Annotated in this window: 18 protein-coding genes and 1 tRNA gene; 14 read left to right on the top strand and 5 right to left on the bottom strand. The window is 62.1% G+C overall.

Translation table 11 applies throughout. The annotated features are described in order from the left end of the window. The first annotated feature begins 73 nt into the window (after positions 1–73). From fabD to LOY45_RS18875, 9 genes are all read left to right on the top strand, one after another. Positions 74–1012, top strand: coding sequence for an ACP S-malonyltransferase (gene fabD / locus LOY45_RS18915; RefSeq protein ID WP_115085925.1), 939 nt, complete (start codon positions 74–76; stop codon positions 1010–1012). A gap of 16 nt (positions 1013–1028) precedes the next feature. After that, positions 1029–1769, top strand: a complete 741-nt coding sequence (fabG, locus tag LOY45_RS18910) for a 3-oxoacyl-ACP reductase FabG (RefSeq protein ID WP_134061782.1) — start codon at positions 1029–1031, stop codon at positions 1767–1769. A gap of 196 nt (positions 1770–1965) precedes the next feature. Then, positions 1966–2202 carry an acyl carrier protein gene (gene acpP, locus LOY45_RS18905; RefSeq protein WP_003175607.1) on the top strand — a complete coding sequence of 79 codons (237 nt, stop codon included), beginning with the start codon at positions 1966–1968 and terminating at the stop codon, positions 2200–2202. A gap of 104 nt (positions 2203–2306) precedes the next feature. Continuing rightward, positions 2307–3551, top strand: a complete 1245-nt coding sequence (gene fabF / locus LOY45_RS18900) for a beta-ketoacyl-ACP synthase II (protein WP_115085927.1) — start codon at positions 2307–2309, stop codon at positions 3549–3551. Beyond that, entirely contained in the window at positions 3551–4366 is an 816-nt protein-coding gene (gene pabC / locus LOY45_RS18895) for an aminodeoxychorismate lyase (RefSeq protein ID WP_115085928.1), read from the top strand. The genes fabF and pabC overlap by 1 nt, the downstream gene beginning before the upstream one ends. Positions 4367–4369: 3 nt before the next feature. Further along, positions 4370–5515, top strand: a complete 1146-nt coding sequence (mltG, locus tag LOY45_RS18890; protein ID WP_258578168.1) for an endolytic transglycosylase MltG — start codon at positions 4370–4372, stop codon at positions 5513–5515. A gap of 19 nt (positions 5516–5534) precedes the next feature. After that, complete coding sequence (gene tmk / locus LOY45_RS18885; protein WP_258578167.1) at positions 5535–6167, top strand: dTMP kinase; 633 nt, start codon at positions 5535–5537, stop codon at positions 6165–6167. Further along, entirely contained in the window at positions 6160–7146 is a 987-nt protein-coding gene (locus tag LOY45_RS18880; RefSeq protein WP_134061790.1) for a DNA polymerase III subunit delta', read from the top strand. Before tmk ends, LOY45_RS18880 begins: the two co-directional genes overlap by 8 nt. 43 nt (positions 7147–7189) lie before the next feature. After that, positions 7190–7972, top strand: a complete 783-nt coding sequence (locus LOY45_RS18875; RefSeq protein WP_115085932.1) for a TatD family hydrolase — start codon at positions 7190–7192, stop codon at positions 7970–7972. A 238-nt stretch (positions 7973–8210) separates the two neighbouring features. Here LOY45_RS18875 and LOY45_RS18870 read toward each other — a convergent pair whose 3' ends face one another. Continuing rightward, complete coding sequence (locus tag LOY45_RS18870) at positions 8211–9344, bottom strand: aminotransferase class V-fold PLP-dependent enzyme (protein WP_258578166.1); 1134 nt, start codon at positions 9342–9344, stop codon at positions 8211–8213. 72 nt (positions 9345–9416) lie between these two features. On the opposite strand from LOY45_RS18870, the gene LOY45_RS18865 reads away from it, so the two are divergent. From LOY45_RS18865 to LOY45_RS18850, 4 genes are all read left to right on the top strand, one after another. Continuing rightward, complete coding sequence (locus LOY45_RS18865; RefSeq protein WP_115085934.1) at positions 9417–10055, top strand: TetR/AcrR family transcriptional regulator; 639 nt, start codon at positions 9417–9419, stop codon at positions 10053–10055. 127 nt (positions 10056–10182) lie between these two features. Then, entirely contained in the window at positions 10183–11151 is a 969-nt protein-coding gene (locus LOY45_RS18860) for a GTP 3',8-cyclase MoaA (protein WP_115085935.1), read from the top strand. Positions 11152–11217: 66 nt separating this feature from the next. Then, positions 11218–11823, top strand: coding sequence for a DUF4823 domain-containing protein (locus LOY45_RS18855; protein ID WP_115085936.1), 606 nt, complete (start codon positions 11218–11220; stop codon positions 11821–11823). Between the two features lie 10 nt (positions 11824–11833). Next, positions 11834–12397, top strand: a complete 564-nt coding sequence (locus LOY45_RS18850; protein WP_115085937.1) for a DUF1285 domain-containing protein — start codon at positions 11834–11836, stop codon at positions 12395–12397. Positions 12398–12487: 90 nt separating this feature from the next. Here LOY45_RS18850 and LOY45_RS18845 read toward each other — a convergent pair. Both LOY45_RS18845 and LOY45_RS18840 read right to left on the bottom strand, forming a co-directional pair. Next, positions 12488–12563: transfer RNA gene (locus tag LOY45_RS18845), tRNA-Asn, on the bottom strand. Between the two features lie 63 nt (positions 12564–12626). Next, positions 12627–13823, bottom strand: coding sequence for an amino acid aminotransferase (locus LOY45_RS18840; RefSeq protein WP_258578165.1), 1197 nt, complete (start codon positions 13821–13823; stop codon positions 12627–12629). Positions 13824–14131: 308 nt separating this feature from the next. Between LOY45_RS18840 and uvrB the strand changes: the two genes are divergently transcribed. Beyond that, the gene (uvrB, locus tag LOY45_RS18835) at positions 14132–16147 is read left to right on the top strand and encodes an excinuclease ABC subunit UvrB (protein WP_115085939.1); all 2016 of its coding nucleotides are present in this window, start codon (positions 14132–14134) and stop codon (positions 16145–16147) included. A 102-nt stretch (positions 16148–16249) separates the two neighbouring features. Here uvrB and LOY45_RS18830 read toward each other — a convergent pair whose 3' ends face one another. Continuing rightward, complete coding sequence (locus tag LOY45_RS18830; RefSeq protein WP_115085940.1) at positions 16250–17800, bottom strand: DHA2 family efflux MFS transporter permease subunit; 1551 nt, start codon at positions 17798–17800, stop codon at positions 16250–16252. Beyond that, positions 17790–18839, bottom strand: a complete 1050-nt coding sequence (locus LOY45_RS18825) for an HlyD family secretion protein (protein WP_134061798.1) — start codon at positions 18837–18839, stop codon at positions 17790–17792. Before LOY45_RS18825 ends, LOY45_RS18830 begins: the two co-directional genes overlap by 11 nt. Positions 18840–18934 lie beyond the last annotated feature (95 nt).

Here is an 18934-nt window from a genome sequence, read left to right as displayed (position 1 = left end):
TCTTCAGTTTCTTGTGCTCAGCCTGGTGCTGGGCGCTTTATTTCCGACGACAAGATCACTAGGGGCTTGTTCAATGTCTGCATCCCTCGCATTCGTCTTTCCCGGTCAAGGTTCGCAGTCCCTCGGCATGCTCGCCGAGCTGGGCGCCCAGTATCCGCTGGTCATTGATACCTTCCGTGAGGCCTCCGAGGCTCTGGGCTATGACCTCTGGGCGCTGACCCAGAACGGTCCGGAAGAGCAACTCAACCAAACCGACAAAACCCAGCCGGCCATCCTCACCGCTTCGATCGCCTTGTGGCGCCTGTGGCTGGCCGAGGGCGGCGCGCGCCCGGCATTCGTTTCCGGTCACAGCCTGGGCGAATACAGCGCCCTGGTCGCCGCTGGCAGCCTGAGCCTGGGTGACGCTGTGAAGCTGGTCAAGCGTCGCGGCGAACTCATGCAAGAGGCCGTTCCGGCCGGGCAGGGCGCCATGGCGGCAATTCTCGGCCTGGACGACGCTGTCGTCGTGGGTATCTGCGCTGAAGCTGCCCAGGGCGAAGTGGTCAGTGCGGTCAACTTCAACTCGCCTGGCCAGGTCGTGGTCGCCGGTGCCAAGGCGGCCGTCGGGCGCGCCATGGAAGCCTGCAAGGCTGCCGGCGCCAAGCGTGCACTGCCGCTGCCGGTCAGCGTGCCGTCGCACTGTGAACTGATGCGCCCGGCTGCCGAGCGCTTTGCCGAGTCGGTCAATGCCATCGACTGGCAGGCCCCGCAGATCCCGCTGGTGCAGAACGTCAGTGCCGCCGTTGCGGCGGACCTCGACACCCTCAAGCGCGACCTGCTGGAGCAACTGTACAAGCCGGTGCGTTGGGTCGAGTGCGTGCAGACCCTGGCCGCCAATGGTGCGGTACAGCTGGTCGAGTGCGGCCCGGGCAAGGTTCTGGCCGGCCTGAACAAGCGCTGCGCCGACGGCGTCAACACCTCTAACCTCAATACCCCGGATGCTTTCGCCGCGACCCTCGCGGCGCAGGCCTGATTTAGGAGAAACTTGCATGAGCCTGCAAGGTAAAGTTGCCCTGGTTACCGGCGCCAGCCGTGGTATCGGCCAGGCTATCGCCCTGGAGCTGGGCCGTCTGGGCGCTACCGTGATCGGTACCGCCACCTCCGCTTCGGGCGCCGAGCGTATCGCCGCGACCCTCAAGGAGCACGGTGTCACCGGTACCGGCCTGGAACTGAACGTGACCAGCGACGAGTCGGTCACCGCCACCCTGGCCAAGATCCAGGAGCAGTTCGGCGCACCGACCATCCTGGTCAACAACGCTGGCATCACCCGCGACAACCTCATGCTGCGCATGAAGGACGACGAGTGGTTCGACGTCATCGACACCAACCTGAACAGCCTCTACCGTCTGTCCAAGGGCGTTCTGCGTGGCATGACCAAGGCGCGTTGGGGTCGTATCATCAGCATCGGCTCGGTGGTCGGTGCCATGGGTAACGTCGGCCAGGTCAACTATGCTGCTGCCAAGGCGGGCCTGGAAGGTTTCAGTCGCGCTCTGGCGCGTGAAGTCGGTTCGCGCGCGATTACCGTCAACTCGGTGACCCCGGGTTTCATCGACACTGACATGACTCGCGAGCTGCCTGAAGCTCAGCGTGAAGCCCTGCAGACCCAGATCCCTCTGGGGCGTCTGGGCCAGGCTCAGGAAATCGCCAATGTGGTGGCTTTCCTGGCCTCTGAAGGTGCAGGCTATGTGACCGGCGCGACCATTCCGGTCAACGGCGGCATGTACATGTAAAATCGAATGTGACGGATTGCTTCAAAAAAATGTCATACGAGCTGTCTAAAATCCGTTATAAAGCTGCAATCAGATTCTAGTTGGTTGGCGGGTGTGGTCTTGTAAGGCGTGTTGCGCTTGAAAAGCAGACGTCTTTCTATACACTTACACACCGGCCAGCTGCCTGACATATGTCCATTAGGAGTGAAAACAAGGTATGAGCACCATCGAAGAACGCGTCAAGAAAATCGTCGCCGAGCAACTGGGCGTTAAAGAAGAAGAAGTAGTGAACACTGCTTCCTTCGTCGAAGATCTGGGTGCCGATTCCCTTGACACCGTTGAGCTGGTGATGGCTCTGGAAGAGGAATTCGAGACCGAAATCCCTGACGAAGAAGCCGAGAAGATCACTACTGTTCAAGCTGCTATCGACTACGTCACCAGCCACCAGGCCTAAGACGTTGTAGTCGTCGCTTCTTGTCATGGAAAAACCGCACTGCCTTCGCCGGCGTGCGGTTTTTTCTTTACAAGAGATGTAGTCAATTGAATAAGGAGAGTGCTGTGTCGCGTAGACGCGTCGTGGTCACCGGTATGGGTATGCTGTCGCCACTGGGTACGGATGTGCCGAGCAGTTGGCAGGGCATTCTGGCTGGCCGCAGTGGCATAGGTCTGATCGAGCATACTGACCTGTCTGCCTACTCCACCCGTTTTGGCGGCTCGGTAAAGGGCTTTGAAGTCGAGCAGTACCTGTCGGTCAAGGAAGCCCGCAAGCTCGATCTGTTCATCCAGTACGGCCTGGCAGCCGGTTTTCAGGCAGTGCGTAATGCCGGCCTGGAAGTGACCGATGCCAACCGCGAGCGCATTGGCGTGGCCATGGGCTCGGGTATCGGCGGCCTGACCAACATCGAAGAAACCAGCCGGACCTTGCATGATCAGGGCCCGCGGCGCATTTCGCCATTCTTCGTACCGGGTTCGATCATCAACATGATTTCTGGTTTCCTGTCGATCCATCTGGGTGTACAGGGGCCTAACTACGCTATTTCCACCGCTTGCACCACCGGTACCCACTGTATCGGCATGGCCGCGCGCAACATTGCCTTCGGTGAAGCCGACGTGATGATCGCCGGCGGTGCGGAAATGGCTGCCTGCGGTCTGGGCATGGGCGGTTTCGGTGCGTCGCGGGCGCTGTCGACCCGCAATGACGACCCGACCCGTGCCAGCCGTCCGTGGGACAAGGGCCGTGATGGCTTCGTCCTCGCCGACGGTGCCGGTGCGCTGGTACTCGAAGAGCTCGAGCACGCCAAGGCTCGCGGCGCGACCATCTATGCCGAGCTGGTTGGTTTCGGCATGAGTGGCGATGCCTACCACATGACCTCGCCGCCAGAAGATGGCAGCGGTGCTGCGCGCTGCATGGTCAACGCCCTGCGCGATGCCGGCCTGAACGCCAGTGACGTTGATTACATCAACGCACATGGCACGTCGACGCCAGCAGGCGATCTGGCAGAGTCCTCGGCGATCAAGTCGGTGTTCGGCGACCACGCCTACAAGCTGGCCGTCAGCTCGACCAAGTCGATGACCGGTCACCTGCTGGGTGCTGCCGGTGCTGTTGAGGCAATCTTCAGCGTGCTGTCGATCAACAGTCAGGTGGCGCCGCCGACCATCAACCTGGATGAGCCGAGCGAAGGTTGCGACCTCGACTTCGTGCCACACCAGGCGCGGACCATGCCGATCGAGGTGGTGCTGTCCAACTCCTTCGGTTTTGGTGGCACCAACGGCTCGCTGGTGTTCCGCCGGTTCGCCGGCTGATGCACAGCTGGGTCGATGGCCTGCCGGCAGATGCGCTAACGCTGCAAAGCCGGGGGCTGGCCTATGGCGATGGTCTGTTCGAGACCCTCGTCGTACGTGCCGGTCGGCCATCGTTGCTCGAGTACCACCTCGAGCGCCTGGCGCTGGGTTGCCAGCGCCTGGCGATCAGCGCCGATCACGGCCTGATTCGCGACGAGCTATGCCGTTACGCCAGCTTGCTGGGTGACGGCGTACTCAAGCTTATTGTTACCCGCGGCGACAGCCAGCGCGGCTATGCGCCGGCCGCTGGCGTGGCGCCACGGCGTATTCTCCAGGGCAATCCCTTGCCCGGTTATCCCGCACAACATGCCGAGCAGGGCGTTCGCCTGTTCGATTGCCAGACGCGCCTGGCCGAGCAGCCGTTGCTGGCTGGCCTGAAACACCTCAACCGCCTCGAGCAAGTGCTGGCCCGTGCCGAATGGCAGGATGCCGGGCATGCTGAAGGTTTGATGCGCGATGTTTCCGGGCGCATCATCGAAGGGGTGTATAGCAACCTGTTCCTGGTGCGCGACGGTCAGTTGCTGACTGCCGACCTGAGCCGCTGTGGTGTGGCCGGGGTGATGCGTGCAGCCTTGCTCGATCACGCCAGGGATGCCGCGATCCCCTTGCAGATAACCGACTTGAGCCTGCAGGACCTGCAGCAGGCCGACGAAGTATTCGTCTGCAACAGCGTCTATGGCATCTGGCCGGTGCAGGCTTTTACATCGCTGAACTGGCCGCCGGGGCCGCTCACCCGTAAACTGCAGGCCATTGCCCGTACGCTACTGGATACCTGATTTGTGAGACGTAAATTCTTGGTGCTGCTGGAGATCGGGTTGATCCTGGCCGGCCTGATGGCGGGCTATTCGGCCTGGAAGGTGAAGTCGGCGCTGGAGCAGACCCTGCACGTGTCCAAGGAGCAGTTGCTCGACGTGCCCACCGGTACTACTCCCAACCGCATGTTCTACCGTATGCAGAGCGACGGTGTGCTGGAAGACGCCTTCTGGCTGCGCCTGTACTGGCGCTTCAACATGGCTGGCGTACCCTTGCATACCGGCGAATACCGCATGACTCCGGGCATGACCGTGCGCGACCTGTTCGAGGTCTGGCGCCGTGGTGATGTAGTGCAGTACACCTTGACCCTGGTCGAGGGCTGGAATTTCCGCCAGGTACGTGCGGCGCTGGCCAGGCACGAGAAGATCAAGAAAACCATCGACGGCCTCAGCGACACCGAGGTCATGGACAAGCTCGGCCATCCGGGAGTGTTCCCTGAAGGGCGCTTTTTTCCCGATACCTACCGCTTCGTGCGCGGCATGAGCGACGTCGAGTTCCTCCAGCAGGCCTACGCGCGCCTGGAAGAAGTGCTGGCCAAGGAATGGGCGGAGCGCTCCAGCGACGTGCCGTATCGCGATCCGTACCAGGCGCTGATCATGGCGTCGCTGGTCGAGAAGGAAACCGGCGTGCCTCAGGAGCGCGGGCAGATCGCCGGGGTGTTCGTGCGGCGCATGCGCATCGGCATGCTGCTGCAAACTGACCCGACGGTGATCTACGGCATGGGCGAGCGCTACAACGGCAAGATCACCCGCGCCGACCTGCGCGAACCGACTCCGTATAACACCTACACCAATGCCGGCCTGCCGCCGACGCCGATCGCCATGGTCGGTCGCGAAGCCATTCATGCCGCGCTGAACCCGACGCCGGGCAGCAGTTTGTACTTCGTCGCCCGTGGCGATGGCAGCCATGTGTTCTCCGATGATCTCGATGCGCACAATTCCGCGGTCCGCGAATATCAGATCAAGCGCCGCGCCGACTACCGTTCGAGCCCGGCACCTGTCACCGAACCTGAACCCGAGGTTGCACCGCAGACTCCGCAAACGCCGGAAGTCAGCCCTGTGCCTGCGCCTGAGCAACCGGCGCCGGCCAGCGAAGAAACCTCCCCGCAATGATCAACTGTAAGGACTGCCTGTGAGCGGCTTGTTTATCACCCTGGAAGGTCCCGAAGGCGCGGGCAAGAGCACCAATCGCGAGTACCTCGCCGAGCACCTGCGCGCCGCGGGCCTGGATGTCGTGCTGACCCGCGAGCCCGGCGGTACACCGCTGGCCGAGCGGATTCGCGAACTGCTGCTGGCGCCCAGTGACGAGAAAATGGATGCCGACACCGAGCTTCTGCTGGTGTTCGCCGCGCGTGCCCAGCACCTGGCCGAAGTGATTCGCCCGGCCCTGGCCCAGGGCGCGGTGGTCCTGTGTGACCGCTTTACCGATGCCACTTACGCCTATCAGGGCGGTGGCCGTGGCCTGTCGCTGGAGCGCATCGCCATGCTGGAGAGCTTCGTCCAGGGCGACCTGCGTCCGGACTTGACCCTGGTGTTCGACCTGCCGGTGGAAATCGGCTTGTCTCGCGCCGCCGCGCGCGGTCGCCTGGACCGTTTCGAGCAGGAAGGCCAGGCTTTCTTCGAAGCTGTGCGCCAGGCCTACCTGGCCCGGGCCAAGGCCGCGCCGCAGCAGTACCGGTTGATCGATGCCGCACTGCCGCTGGCGCAGGTCCAGCAATCGCTGGACGCCTTGCTGCCGCAAATCCTGGAGCGTTGCCGTGGCTGAGGCCTTCCCCTGGCAGCAGGCTTTGTGGCAGCAACTGGCCGGACGTACCCAGCATGCCCATGCCTACCTGCTGCATGGCCCGCAAGGCATCGGCAAGCGGGCCATGGCCGAACGCCTGATGGCGTTGCTGCTGTGCCAGCGTCCAGAAGGGTTGCAGGCTTGTGGGCAGTGCAAGTCGTGCCTGTTGCTCGCAGCAGGCAGCCACCCCGACAACTACGTGCTGGAGCCGGAAGAGGCCGACAAGCCGATCAAGGTCGACCAGGTTCGCGACCTGGTGTCCTTCGTGGTGCAGACGGCGCAGCTGGGCGGGCGCAAAGTGGTGTTGATCGAGCCGGCCGAGGCGATGAACGTCAATGCCGCCAACGCCCTGCTCAAAAGCCTTGAAGAGCCCTCGGGCAATACCGTTTTGCTCCTGGTCAGCCATCAGCCCAGCCGCTTGCTGCCGACCATCAAGAGCCGCTGCCAGCAGCAAGCCTGTCCGCTGCCGAGCCGCGAGCAAAGCCTGGCCTGGCTCGAGCAGGCCTTGCCCGACTGCGACGAGCAGGAGCGCCTGGAGTTGCTCAGCCTGGCCGCCGGCTCGCCTTTGGCGGCCGTCAGCCTGCAGGCCCAGGGTGTGCGCGAGCAGCGCGCGCTGGTGGTCGAGGGCGTGAAGAAGTTGCTCAAGCAGCAGCAATCGCCCAGCCAACTGGCCGAAGCCTGGAATGCCATTCCCTTGTTGCAACTGTTCGACTGGTTCTGCGACTGGTCCAGCCTGGTCCTGCGTTACCAGTTGACCCAGGACGAGGAGGGGTTAGGCTTGAGCGATATGCGCAAGGTGGTCCAGTACCTGGCGCAGAAGAGCAGCCAGGGCAAGGTCCTGGAGATCCAGGACTGGATTCTGGCCCAGCGCCAGAAGGTGCTGGGCAAGGCCAACCTCAATCGAGTGCTGTTGCTCGAGGCGCTGCTGGCGTCCTGGGCGATGTTGCCGGGCCAGCGTTGAGCTGCGCCGTTCCTTCATTACTTTTCAGCGTTGTCATCCGCCCATGCTTGTAGATTCCCATTGCCACCTCGACCGTCTCGACCTCACTGCCCACCAGGGCTCCCTGGATGCGGCCCTGGATGCGGCTCGCGCGCGTGGCGTCGGCCACTTTCTGTGCATCGGCGTCAGTGCCGACAATGCTCAGGCGGTCAAGGACCTGAGCGAGCGCTACAGCGATGTCGACTGTTCGGTGGGTATTCACCCGCTGGACCTCACCCCTGATGGCGCGCCGCCGCTGGACTGGCTGCTCAAAGAGCTTCAGCACCCGCACGTGGTGGCGATCGGCGAAACCGGCCTGGACTATCACTACGAGCCAGAGGCTGCCCAGGTGCAGCAGGACTCGTTCCGCCTGCACCTGGAGGCAGCCAAGGTCACTGGCAAGCCGGTGATCATCCACACCCGTGCGGCGCGCGCCGACACCCTGACCTTGCTGCGTGAAGCGGATTTGAGTCAGGCCGGTGTGCTGCATTGTTTCACTGAAGACTGGGACATGGCCAAGGCGGCGCTGGATCTGGGCTATTACATCTCGCTGTCGGGCATTGTCACCTTCCGCAACGCCGATGCGTTGCGCGATGTGGCCCGGCAGGTGCCGGCCGATCGCCTGCTGGTCGAGACCGACTCGCCATACCTGGCGCCGATTCCTTATCGCGGCAAGGCCAACCTGCCGCAATACGTACGGGAAGTGGCGGAGTTCGTCGCGATGGTGCGCGGTGAGCGCTATGAGCAGTTGGCCGAGCAGACCACTGCCAACTTCAAGCGGTTGTTTCCGTTGGCGCGGGTGGCCTGAACGGCTCCTGCAGGTGGTAAAAATCGCAGGCAAAAAAAACCCGGGTTCTGGGGGGTGAATCCGGGTTAAGACCATTAGGAGTAAAACAAAGGCGCGCGGTCCCTGAGCACCTTTATCGGCGCCACATGGGGGGATGCGCTGCGCCAACATCTGAAGTATTGGTCAGGATTGGCGCGCCGCCACCGGCCGCTGCTCGTTTTTTAAACAGATTTGGAATACGCCTGCCGCTGCTGAGCACTCATCGCTCTGCAATCTGCCGCACAATGGCCAGAGTTTCGTCGATTATCGACTTGGGTGTGTAGAAGTGCGGAGAAAATCGCACCCCGGGGCCCCGCGGAATGCATATCACCTGTTCCTGCTTGAGTCGCTGATAGATCTGCGCGTTTTCAACGCCATCCATGCTGAAGGAAACAATCCCCGAGCGGCGCGCCGGGTCCTGCGGACTGTGTACGCGTACCCCGGGGATCGCCGCCAGGCCCTCGGTGAGCCACTGCGCCCGTTCCAGCAGCGCTGTCGCCACCTGTTCCATGCCCACTTCCTCGAGCAACGACAGGCTGGCCTCCAGTGCTGCAGCGCCCAGCATGTTCGGGCTGCCGCATTCAAAGCGCCGCGCGCTATGGGCCGGTTGCCATTCACTGCGTGTGTAGTCGCCCATGTGTTCGAGCATGTGCCAGCCGTACTCGCTGAGCTTGAGCAGCGGGCGCACCTCGGCGCGGCAATAGAACACCCCCAGGCCTTCCGGGCCGAGCATCCATTTATGCCCGTCAGCCATGGCAAAGTCGCACTGGTAGGCCTGGACGTCGAAGGGCAGGGCGCCCAATTGCTGGATGGCGTCGATGCAGAACAGCACTTCCCGGTCACGGCAGCCCTGACCCAAGCGTTGCAAGTCCAGGCGCAGGCCGCTGGCGAATTGCACGGCGCTGATCGCCAGCAGGCGAACCTTGGGGCCGCAGGCGGCCAACAGATCGCCTTCCGGGTCGCTGCCCTTGAGGCTCACCTGGATGACGCTGACGCCTTTGTCGGCCAGGGCTTCCCAGACAATCCGGTTGGAGGGGAATTCTTCGTCGCTGATAACGATCTGGTCGCCGGCCTGCCAGTCGATACCGAAGGCAACGAAAGACAGCGCCTCGGAAGTGTTCTTGACCAGTGCGATGTCATCCGTCGACGGTGCATTCGTCAGGCGCATCAGGCGTTCACGTAAACGTTGCTCCATGGCCATCCAGTCCGGATAGTCCCTTGCGCCGAGCAAAACGTTCTCGCTGGCGAAGCGTGAAACCGCCTGGCTGGCGCGTTTCGGCCAGGGTGCCACGGCGGCATGGTTCAGATAGCGCAGGCCCGGCGCCTGTTCAAACTCATCAAGAAACATAGACATGGTTGGATGATCCGTGCATTTTGGCGCAAGTTAGGCATAATAACCGGCTTCGATTTTGATCCAGTCCTTCTTATGCAGAAAGAACCTCGTAAGGTCCGTGAGTTTCGTCGCCGTGAGCAAGAAATTCTCGATACCGCGCTCAAGCTGTTTCTCGAACAGGGTGAAGACAGCGTCACCGTCGAGATGATCGCTGATGCCGTCGGTATCGGCAAAGGCACGATCTACAAGCACTTCAAATCCAAGGCGGAGATCTACCTGCGCCTGATGCTCGACTACGAGCGCGATTTGAACGAACTGCTGCACTCTGCCGACGTCGACCGCGACAAGGAAGCCCTGTCGCGCGCCTACTTCGAATTCCGCATGCGTGATCCGCAGCGCTACCGCCTGTTCGACCGCCTCGAAGAGAAGGTGGTCAAGGGCAACCAGGTGCCGGAGATGGTCGAGGAGCTGCACAAGATCCGCGCCTCCAACTTCGACCGCCTGACCCTGCTGATCAAGGGCCGCATCAGCGAAGGCAAGCTCGAAGACGTGCCGCCGTACTTTCACTACTGCGCGGCCTGGGCGCTGGTGCATGGGGCCGTGGCGCTCTATCACTCGCCGTTCTGGAGCAATGTGCTGGAAGATCAGGAAGGCTTCTTCCAGTTCCTCATGGACATCGGCGTGCGCATGGGCAACAAGCGCAAGCGCGACACGGATACCGCCGGTAGCTGAGACATTCAGCCAAACCATGGCGCTACTGGGATCGGCTGCCGAGGAATATACTCAGGTATGAGGCTTGCAAAAACCTGATTTTTGAGTCAGGTTTTGCAGGCCCGATTCACCCATGCCGGAGTCACCCATGATCGTCGACCGCCAAGGCAGGCGTTTTCGCAATTTGCGTGTCAGCCTGACGGCTGCCTGCAACTACGCCTGTACCTATTGTGTGCCGGACGGCAAGCGTCTGGTGGCGGCCCAGGACGAGCTCTCGGCCGAGGCCATGGCTCGCGGCGTGGCTTACCTGGTGGAGGCCGCCGGTATCGAGCGGGTGCGTGTCACCGGCGGCGAGCCGCTGGTCAGTCCGAAGCTTGAAACTTTTCTCGGCTCAATCGCCACTCTGGGCCTGGATGAAATCAGCCTGACCACCAATGGTCAGTTGCTGGCGCGCAAGCTGCCCTTGCTGCGCGCGGCGGGTATCCGTCGCCTCAACGTTTCCCTCGACACCCTCGACCCGGACGCCTTCCGTCGTATTGCCCGTGGCGGCGACCTGGCCACTGTGCTCGACGGCATGAGCCAGGCCCGCGCTTGCGGCATGCAGATCAAGGTCAACATGGTGCCCTTGCGCGGGCAGAACTTCGATCAGGTCCTGCCGCTGCTCGAGTATTGCCTGGCCCACGGCTATGAGCTGCGCTTCATTGAGCTAATGCGCATGGGTCACCTGGCCCGCGACAGCAATGCCTTCCTGCAGCAGTTCGTCAGCCTCGAACACCTGCTGCAGATGATTGGCGAGCAATACGAGTATTTGCAGGCCAACGCACCGGTAGATGCCACCGCGTTGCGTTATCAGATCCCGGGCCAAGGCTATTTTGGCGTGATCGCCAACGAGAGCGTGCCGTTCTGCCGTACCTGTTCGCGCTTGCGCCTGTCGTCTACCGGCTGGCTGCACGGTTGTCTGTCGTCGAGCAACCGTCACTACATCGGCGACCTGCTCGATAAACCGCGTCATCAGGCCTTGCCGGCACTGCAGGGCTTGCTGGTCAAAGCCCTTGGCGACAAGCAGCCGGTGGCATTTTCCGGTGGTGCGACGGTGATGAAGATCATTGGCGGCTAAGACTGGCGCAAAAGCTGCATCTGCCAGCTGTTCGCCGGTTTTCCGTCACCGGCCACTGGAGGATAGATGCGTAGCCTGGTTTTGCTGCTGGCGCTGACGGCGCTGGGCGGCTGCATGAATGTCAGCGATATGGGCGAGGGCGCCCGTTATCACATGAGCGATGCCGGTCTGCTCGATCACAGCGACACCCGTCGTTCACTGTCGGTGCGCCTGCAGCCTGATTCATTCATTTACATTGGCCAGGGTGCCTTCGTGCCACCGGGCAAGGGCCCGTATCCACGCCCCAATGTGGTGGCCGAACAAGCCTTCAATGGCTTTATCGAGTATTTCCCCATGGTCCGCCGTGCCCCGGCACCGCTGGGGCTGGAGCAGGCATTGATCGAGGCGCGCGAAGTCGGCGCGCATTATTTGCTGTACACCCGCTTTGCCCGAACTGACGATCGCATCGGCAATGGCGATGAGTGGTACGACGAGCAGGCGGTTGATCGGCTGGGCGTCGATACAGGCGTCGTGCAGCTGATGCTGATCGAAACCAGTACCCGTTACCTGATCGACACCGCGCGCATCAAAAGCCGCGGCGGTTTGCTGACGTTCCACGACAACACGCCGGAAGATTTGCTCAGGCCGCCGCTTGAGGATTACGCTCGCAGTCTGTTGGGCATGAGTCGTTAAGGAGAGGGTGATGCAGGATTCCGGCAAGGCCAGTGATCTGCTGGCACAGATTCCCAAGGCAGAAAAGGGCCTGCCGCCCGTGCATCTGTGGAACCCGGAATTCTGCGGCGACATCGACATGCGCATTGCCCGCGACGGCACCTGGTACTACCTGGGTACGCCGATCGGGCGCAAGCCGATGGTGCGGCTGTTCTCGACCATCATCCGCCGCGACGGTGACGACTACTTCCTGGTGACGCCGGTGGAGAAGGTCGGCATCAAGGTTGATGACGCGCCCTTTGTTGCTGTCAGTCTTGAAGTGCAGGGCGAGGGTGAGCAGCAACTGCTGCGCTTTACCAGCAATGTCGACGATCAGGTCGAGGCCGGCCCCGAGCATCCGCTGCGCTTTGAAATCGATGCGCAAACCCAGGAGCCTTCGCCGTATGTGCACATGCGCAGCAACCTCGAAGCGCTGATCCATCGCAACGTCTTCTACCAGTTGGTCGAGCTGGCGGTGCCGCGGCAGATCGATGGCCAGCAATGGCTGGGCGTCTGGAGTGGCGGCAGCTTCTACCCTATCGGCCGGGCCGATTAGCCTCCGCACATTGCCTGTGGCGCAACTTTTGTGCGCTCGGAAACGAAAAAACCTCCAGTGCTCAGGGCAACTGGAGGTTTTTCAGGTGTTTGGCTCCGCGACCAGGACTCGAACCTGGGACCCAATGATTAACAGTCATTTGCTCTACCGACTGAGCTATCGCGGAATCTGTGGCGTATCTTACTGATTGCTAAGGGGAAGTCAAGCCTCCCCTATGCAATTGAGTAATTTACAGGACCTCGACGATCGCCTTGGTCACCACATGGATGTTGCTTTGGTTCAGCGAGGCGACGCAGATGCGGCCGGTATCCAGAGCATAGATACCGAACTCGTTCTTCAGGCGGGCCACCTGCTCAACGGTCAGACCGGAGTAGGAGAACATGCCGCACTGGCGACCGACGAAGCTGAAGTCCTGCTTGGCGCCGTACTCGGCCAGCAGCTCGACCATCTGCTGGCGCATGCCGTGGATGCGCTGGCGCATCTCGGCCAGCTCGTCTTCCCACATCTTGCGCAGCTCTGGGCTGTTGAGCACGGTGGCGACGATGGTCGCGCCGTGGGTCGGCGGGTTGGAGTAGTTGGTGCGGATCACGCGCTTGACTTGCGACAGCACGCGCGTGGCCTCTTCCTTGGACTCGGTGACGATCGACAGGGCGCCAACGCGCTCGCCGTACAGCGAGAAGGATTTGGAGAACGAGCTGGACACGAAGAAGTTCAGGCCCGACTCGGCGAACAGGCGTACGGCGGCGGCGTCTTCAGTGATACCGGTGCCAAAGCCCTGGTAGGCCATGTCGAGGAACGGCACGTGGCCTTTGGCCTTGACCACTTCGAGGACGTTTTTCCAGTCTTCTGGGGTCAGGTCGACACCGGTCGGGTTGTGGCAGCAGGCGTGCAGCACAATGATCGAGCCGGATGGCAGGGCGTAGAGGTCTTCGAGCATGCCGCTGCGGTTGACGTCATGGGTGGCGGCGTCGTAGTAGCGGTAGTTCTGTACCGGGAAACCAGCGGTTTCGAACAGTGCGCGGTGGTTTTCCCAGCTCGGGTCGCTGATGGCGACGACGGCGTTCGGCGACAGCTGCTTGAGGAAGTCGGCACCGATCTTCAGGGCGCCGGTACCGCCGACGGCCTGGGTGGTGATCACCCGACCGGCGCTCAGCAGCGGCGACTCGGCACCGAACAGCAGCTTCTGCACGGCCTGGTCGTAAGCGACGATACCGTCGATCGGCAGGTAACCGCGGGAAGCGTGCTGGGCAGCGCGCTGGGTTTCGGCTTCGATCACTGCGCGCAGCAGTGGGATACGCCCTTCTTCGTTGCAGTAAACACCTACACCCAGGTTGACCTTGTTGCTACGGGTATCGGCGTTGAAAGCTTCGTTGAGGCCCAGAATGGGGTCGCGTGGTGCCAGCTCGACAGCGGAAAACAGGCTCATTATTACCTTGGCTCTGAATGGAGAGTGGAAGAGGTCGCACGCTCCAGTCGCTTGCACTAGAGCGGTGCACAAACGGGGAGTCAGTATAGTGATACCGGTCGGTCACGGCGACAGTCTGTCGCAGCTTTTCCTGCTGTTTGGCCGAATATTTTTCGACCGTTAGTCGATTTGATCGGTCCATAGTCGGAAATGCCCACAACACTGAGTTGAAACTGGCGCTCCCGGCCCTAAATTCGGTATAACTACTGTCTATAAATACAGTTGCCCGCGCCAGCGATGAAACCATCGCGATCACACAGAGGTTTGTCATGTCCGAGTTCCAGCTCGTCACCCGTTTCCAGCCGGCCGGCGACCAGCCCGAGGCCATTCGCCTGATGGTCGAAGGAATCGAGGCGGGCCTTGCGCACCAGACCCTGCTCGGGGTGACCGGCTCGGGCAAGACCTTCAGCATCGCCAACGTGATCGCCCAGGTGCAGCGCCCAACGCTGGTGCTGGCGCCGAACAAGACCCTGGCGGCGCAGCTGTACGGCGAGTTCAAGTCGTTCTTCCCGAACAACTCCGTGGAATATTTCGTTTCCTATTACGACTACTACCAGCCCGAAGCCTATGTGCCGTCGTCCGATACCTTCATCGAGAAGGACGCCTCGATCAACGACCATATCGAGCAGATGCGCCTGTCGGCGACCAAGGCGCTGCTGGAGCGCCGTGACGCGATCATCGTCACCACCGTTTCCTGCATCTATGGCCTGGGCAGCCCGGAAACCTACCTGAAGATGGTCCTGCACGTGGACCGCGGCGACAAGCTCGACCAGCGCGCACTGCTGCGTCGCCTGGCCGACCTGCAGTACACCCGCAACGAGATGGACTTTGCCCGCGCCACTTTCCGCGTGCGCGGTGACGTGATCGATATCTTCCCGGCCGAATCGGACCTGGAAGCCATCCGCATCGAGCTGTTCGACGACGAGGTGGAGAACATCGCCGCCTTCGATCCGCTGACCGGCGAAGTGATCCGCAAGCTGCCGCGCTTCACCTTCTACCCCAAGAGCCACTACGTGACCCCGCGCGAGACCCTGCTCGAGGCGGTGGACGGCATCAAGGAAGAACTGGCCCAGCGCCTTGAGTACCTGCACAAGAGCAACAAGCTGGTCGAAGCCCAGCGCCTGGAGCAACGCACCCGCTTCGACCTGGAGATGATCCTCGAGCTGGGCTACTGCAACGGCATCGAAAACTACTCGCGCTACCTCTCCGGGCGCCCGGCCGGTGCGCCGCCACCGACCCTCTACGACTACCTGCCGGACGACGCCCTGCTGGTGATCGACGAATCCCACGTCAGCGTTCCGCAAGTCGGCGCCATGTACAAGGGCGACCGCTCGCGCAAGGAAACCCTGGTCGAGTACGGCTTTCGCCTGCCCTCGGCACTGGACAACCGGCCGATGCGTTTTGACGAGTGGGAAAACGTCAGCCCGCAGACCATCTTCGTCTCGGCGACCCCGGGCAACTACGAGGCTGAACACGCCGGCCGCGTGGTTGAACAGGTGGTACGCCCGACCGGCCTGGTCGACCCGCAGGTCGAGGTGCGCCCGGCCACCACCCAGGTCGATGATCTGCTGTCGGAGATTCGCAAGCGCGTGGCGGTAGAAGAGCGCGTGCTGGTCACCACCCTGACCAAACGCATGGCCGAAGACCTCACCGACTACCTGGCCGATCACGACGTGCGCGTGCGTTACCTGCACTCGGACATCGACACCGTGGAGCGGGTCGAGATCATCCGCGACCTGCGCCTGGGTACTTTCGATGTGCTGGTGGGCATCAACCTGTTGCGTGAAGGCCTGGACATGCCCGAGGTGTCGCTGGTGGCAATCCTCGATGCCGACAAGGAAGGCTTCCTGCGCTCCGAGCGCTCGCTGATCCAGACCATCGGCCGCGCGGCGCGTAACCTCAATGGCCGGGCAATTCTGTACGCCGACAACATGACGGGCTCGATGCAGCGGGCGATTGGCGAGACCGAACGGCGCCGCGACAAGCAGATAGCCTTCAACGCCGCCAACGGCATCGTGCCCAAGGGCGTGGTCAAAGACATCACCGACATCATGGAAGGCGCCAACGTGCCCGGCTCGCGCAGCAAGAAGCGCAAGGGCATGGCCAAGGCGGCAGAGGAGAGCGCCCGTTACGAAGCCGAACTGCGCTCGCCGGGCGAGATCGCCAAGCGTATCAAGCAGCTGGAAGAGAAGATGTATCAGCTGGCGCGGGACCTGGAGTTCGAGGCGGCGGCGCAGTTGCGCGACGAGATTACCGCGTTGCGCGAGCGGATGATCACCGCCTGAGGGCCTTATCGCTGGCAAGCCAGCTCCCACATGGTCCTGTGAATGACATACCTGTGGGAGCTGGCTTGCCAGCGATGGCCTGCAAAGCAGGCCCAAAACGGGTCAGTGCGCTTCCCCCGCCTTCAACCCCTGGGGCAGTTTCCGCGTCATCACCACGGCCAGCATACTGATCGCCAAGCCGATGCCGACAAAATGGAAGGCGTCGTTATAGGCCATGATCATCGCCTGCTGGTGGGTGATTTCACTCAGCTTGCCCAGCGCCGCGCCATCGCTGCCCAAACGCTCCGCCAATTGCGCCAGGCGTTCTGCCACCTGCGGATTGCTCGGCACCACTGACTCGCGCAGGTAATCGAAATACACCTTGGTCCGCGCATCCAGCAGGGTTGCCAGCAAGGCGATCCCGATGGCACCACCCAGGTTGCGCAGGATGTTGAACAGGCTGGACGCCGAGCCGGCATCCTGGGGTTGGATATACGCCGTGGCAATCAACGAGATGGTCACCATGATCATCGGCTGGCCGAGGGCGCGGATGATCTGGATATGGTTGAACTGCTCGCCGGCAAAGTCCGGGTTGAGCACCCCGGAGCTGAAGCTGGCCAGGCCGAACAGGCCGAAACCCACGGTGCAGAGAATCTTCGGCGAGATCACCTTCATCAGCTGCGGTACCAGCGGAATCAGGAACAGCTGCGGAATACCCATCCACATGATCACTTCGCCGATCTGCAGGGCGTTGTAGTTCTGGATCTGCGCCAGGTACAGCGGCAGCAGGTAGATCGAACCGTACAGACCCACGCCCATCCCCAGGCTGGCGATACTCGACAGGCCAAAGTTGCGGTTGCCGAGGATGCGCAGGTTGATCAGCGGGTTGGGCTTGGAAAACTGCAGGATGACGAAGGCGATCAGGCTAAGCAGGGCGATGCTGCCCAGGGTGACGATCAGGCTCGACTCCAGCCAGTCCTTGCGGTGGCCCTCTTCGAGGAACACCTGCAGGCAGCCAAGGCCGACGCCGAGGGTAACAATGCCGGCATAGTCGGTGCTTTTCAGCAGTTCCCAGTGTGCTTCTTTCTTCTCCAGACCGTACAGCAAGCCGCCGATCATGATCAGCCCCGGCGGGATGTTGATATAGAAGATGTACTCCCAGCCCCAGTTCTCGGTCAGCCAACCCCCCAGGGTCGGGCCGATTGATGGCGCAAATGTGGCGGTCATGGCAAACATGGCCATGCCTTTGGCGCGGTGGTGTTCCGGCAGTTTGATCAGGGTCAGGGTGAAGGCCAGGGGGATCAGCGCGCCGCCGGTAAAACCCTGCATGGCGCGGAAGATGATCATGCTCTCCAGGTTCCAGGCCATGGAACACAACAGTGATGAAGCCAGAAAACCCAATGACACCCACACCGCCAGGCGTCGCGCCGAGAGCAGCTGCACCAGCCAGGCGGTGAGCGGGATCATGATGATCTCGGCCACCAGGTAGGAGGTGGAAATCCACGAGCCTTCCTCCAGGGTCGCCGACAGGGCGCCCTGGATGTCCTTGAGCGAGGAGTTGGTGATCTGGATGTCGAGCACCGCCATGAAGGCGCCGAGCATCACGCTCATTACCGCGATCCAGTCGCGCCGGCTGGGTTCGCCGGCGGGACGGATCAACGGGTCACCGGCCATGGTCGGCGCTGTCGCGGATGTCGACAGTAGCGGTAACCGACATGCCTGGGCGAATCTTGCCGTGCAGCGGGTTGTCGCTGGCGAAGGTCAGTTTCACCGGGATGCGCTGCACCACCTTGGTGAAGTTGCCGGTGGCGTTGTCCGGTGGCAGCAGGCTGAACTGCGCGCCGGAGGCGGCGAACAGGCTGTCGACTTGCGCTTCGATCGGTGTGTCCGGGTAGCTGTCGAACAGCAGCTCGGCTTTTTGCCCGGGCTGCATGTGGCCGATCTGGGTCTCCTTGAAGTTGGCCTGAATCCAGATGTCTTGATCGGGGACGATCGACAGCAGGTAAGCACCGGCCTGCACCACCTGGCCATTGCGCGCGGCGCGCTGGCCGATGATGCCGGTGATCGGTGCGTGGATTGCGCTGCGGGTCAGGTTCAGTTCGGCCTGGGCCAGATCGGCACGGGCGTTGACGATCTGCGCATCCAGGCGCTTGATCTCGGCGGTCAGGGCGTTGACCTGCTGGCGCTGACCTTGCAGGTCGGCCTGGGCCTTGCTCACCTGGGAGCGGGCGACGTGGTTCTCGGCCGACAGGGTAGTGACCCGTTCTTCGGAGACAAACCCTGGTTTGCGCAGCGCTTCGGCGCGGTTCAGGTCCAGTTGCGCGCGGCCGAGGGTGGCCTGGTTGGCGGCGACCTGGGCTTGCCCGGCGGCAATCAGGCTGGCTTGCTGGGTGAGCCGGCTTTCGGCCTGCAGGCGTTCGGCTTCACGGGTGTCGAGGGCAGCGCGGGCGCGCTCCACGGCCAGGCGGAAATCCTCCGGCTCCAGGCGCACCAGCAGGTCGCCCTTGGCCACGTGCTGGTTGTCCTGCACCAGCACTTCATCGATGCGCGCGCTCAGCTGGCTGGAAACCCGGGTAATTTCGCCCTGTACGTAGGCATTGTCGGTGCTTTCATAGAAGCGTCCCTTGAAATACCAATGGGCGAGAAAGGCGAGGGCAATCACTACAACCAGAGTGAGAAAAATCAGCAGGCGACGCTTGAGTTGGGCAGGCATGGGGATGGTCGTTGCAAAAATGTAAGCAAATTTAACAGCGTTTGGATCCGTGCTTACAAGTGCCGATCGCGCCCATTGCTGGAGCCCGGTGCCCG

It is taken from the genome of Pseudomonas wadenswilerensis (assembly GCF_024749185.1).
Classification (GTDB): Bacteria; Pseudomonadota; Gammaproteobacteria; order Pseudomonadales; family Pseudomonadaceae; genus Aquipseudomonas; species Aquipseudomonas wadenswilerensis.
This window is presented reverse-complemented; position numbering and strand designations above follow the sequence as displayed.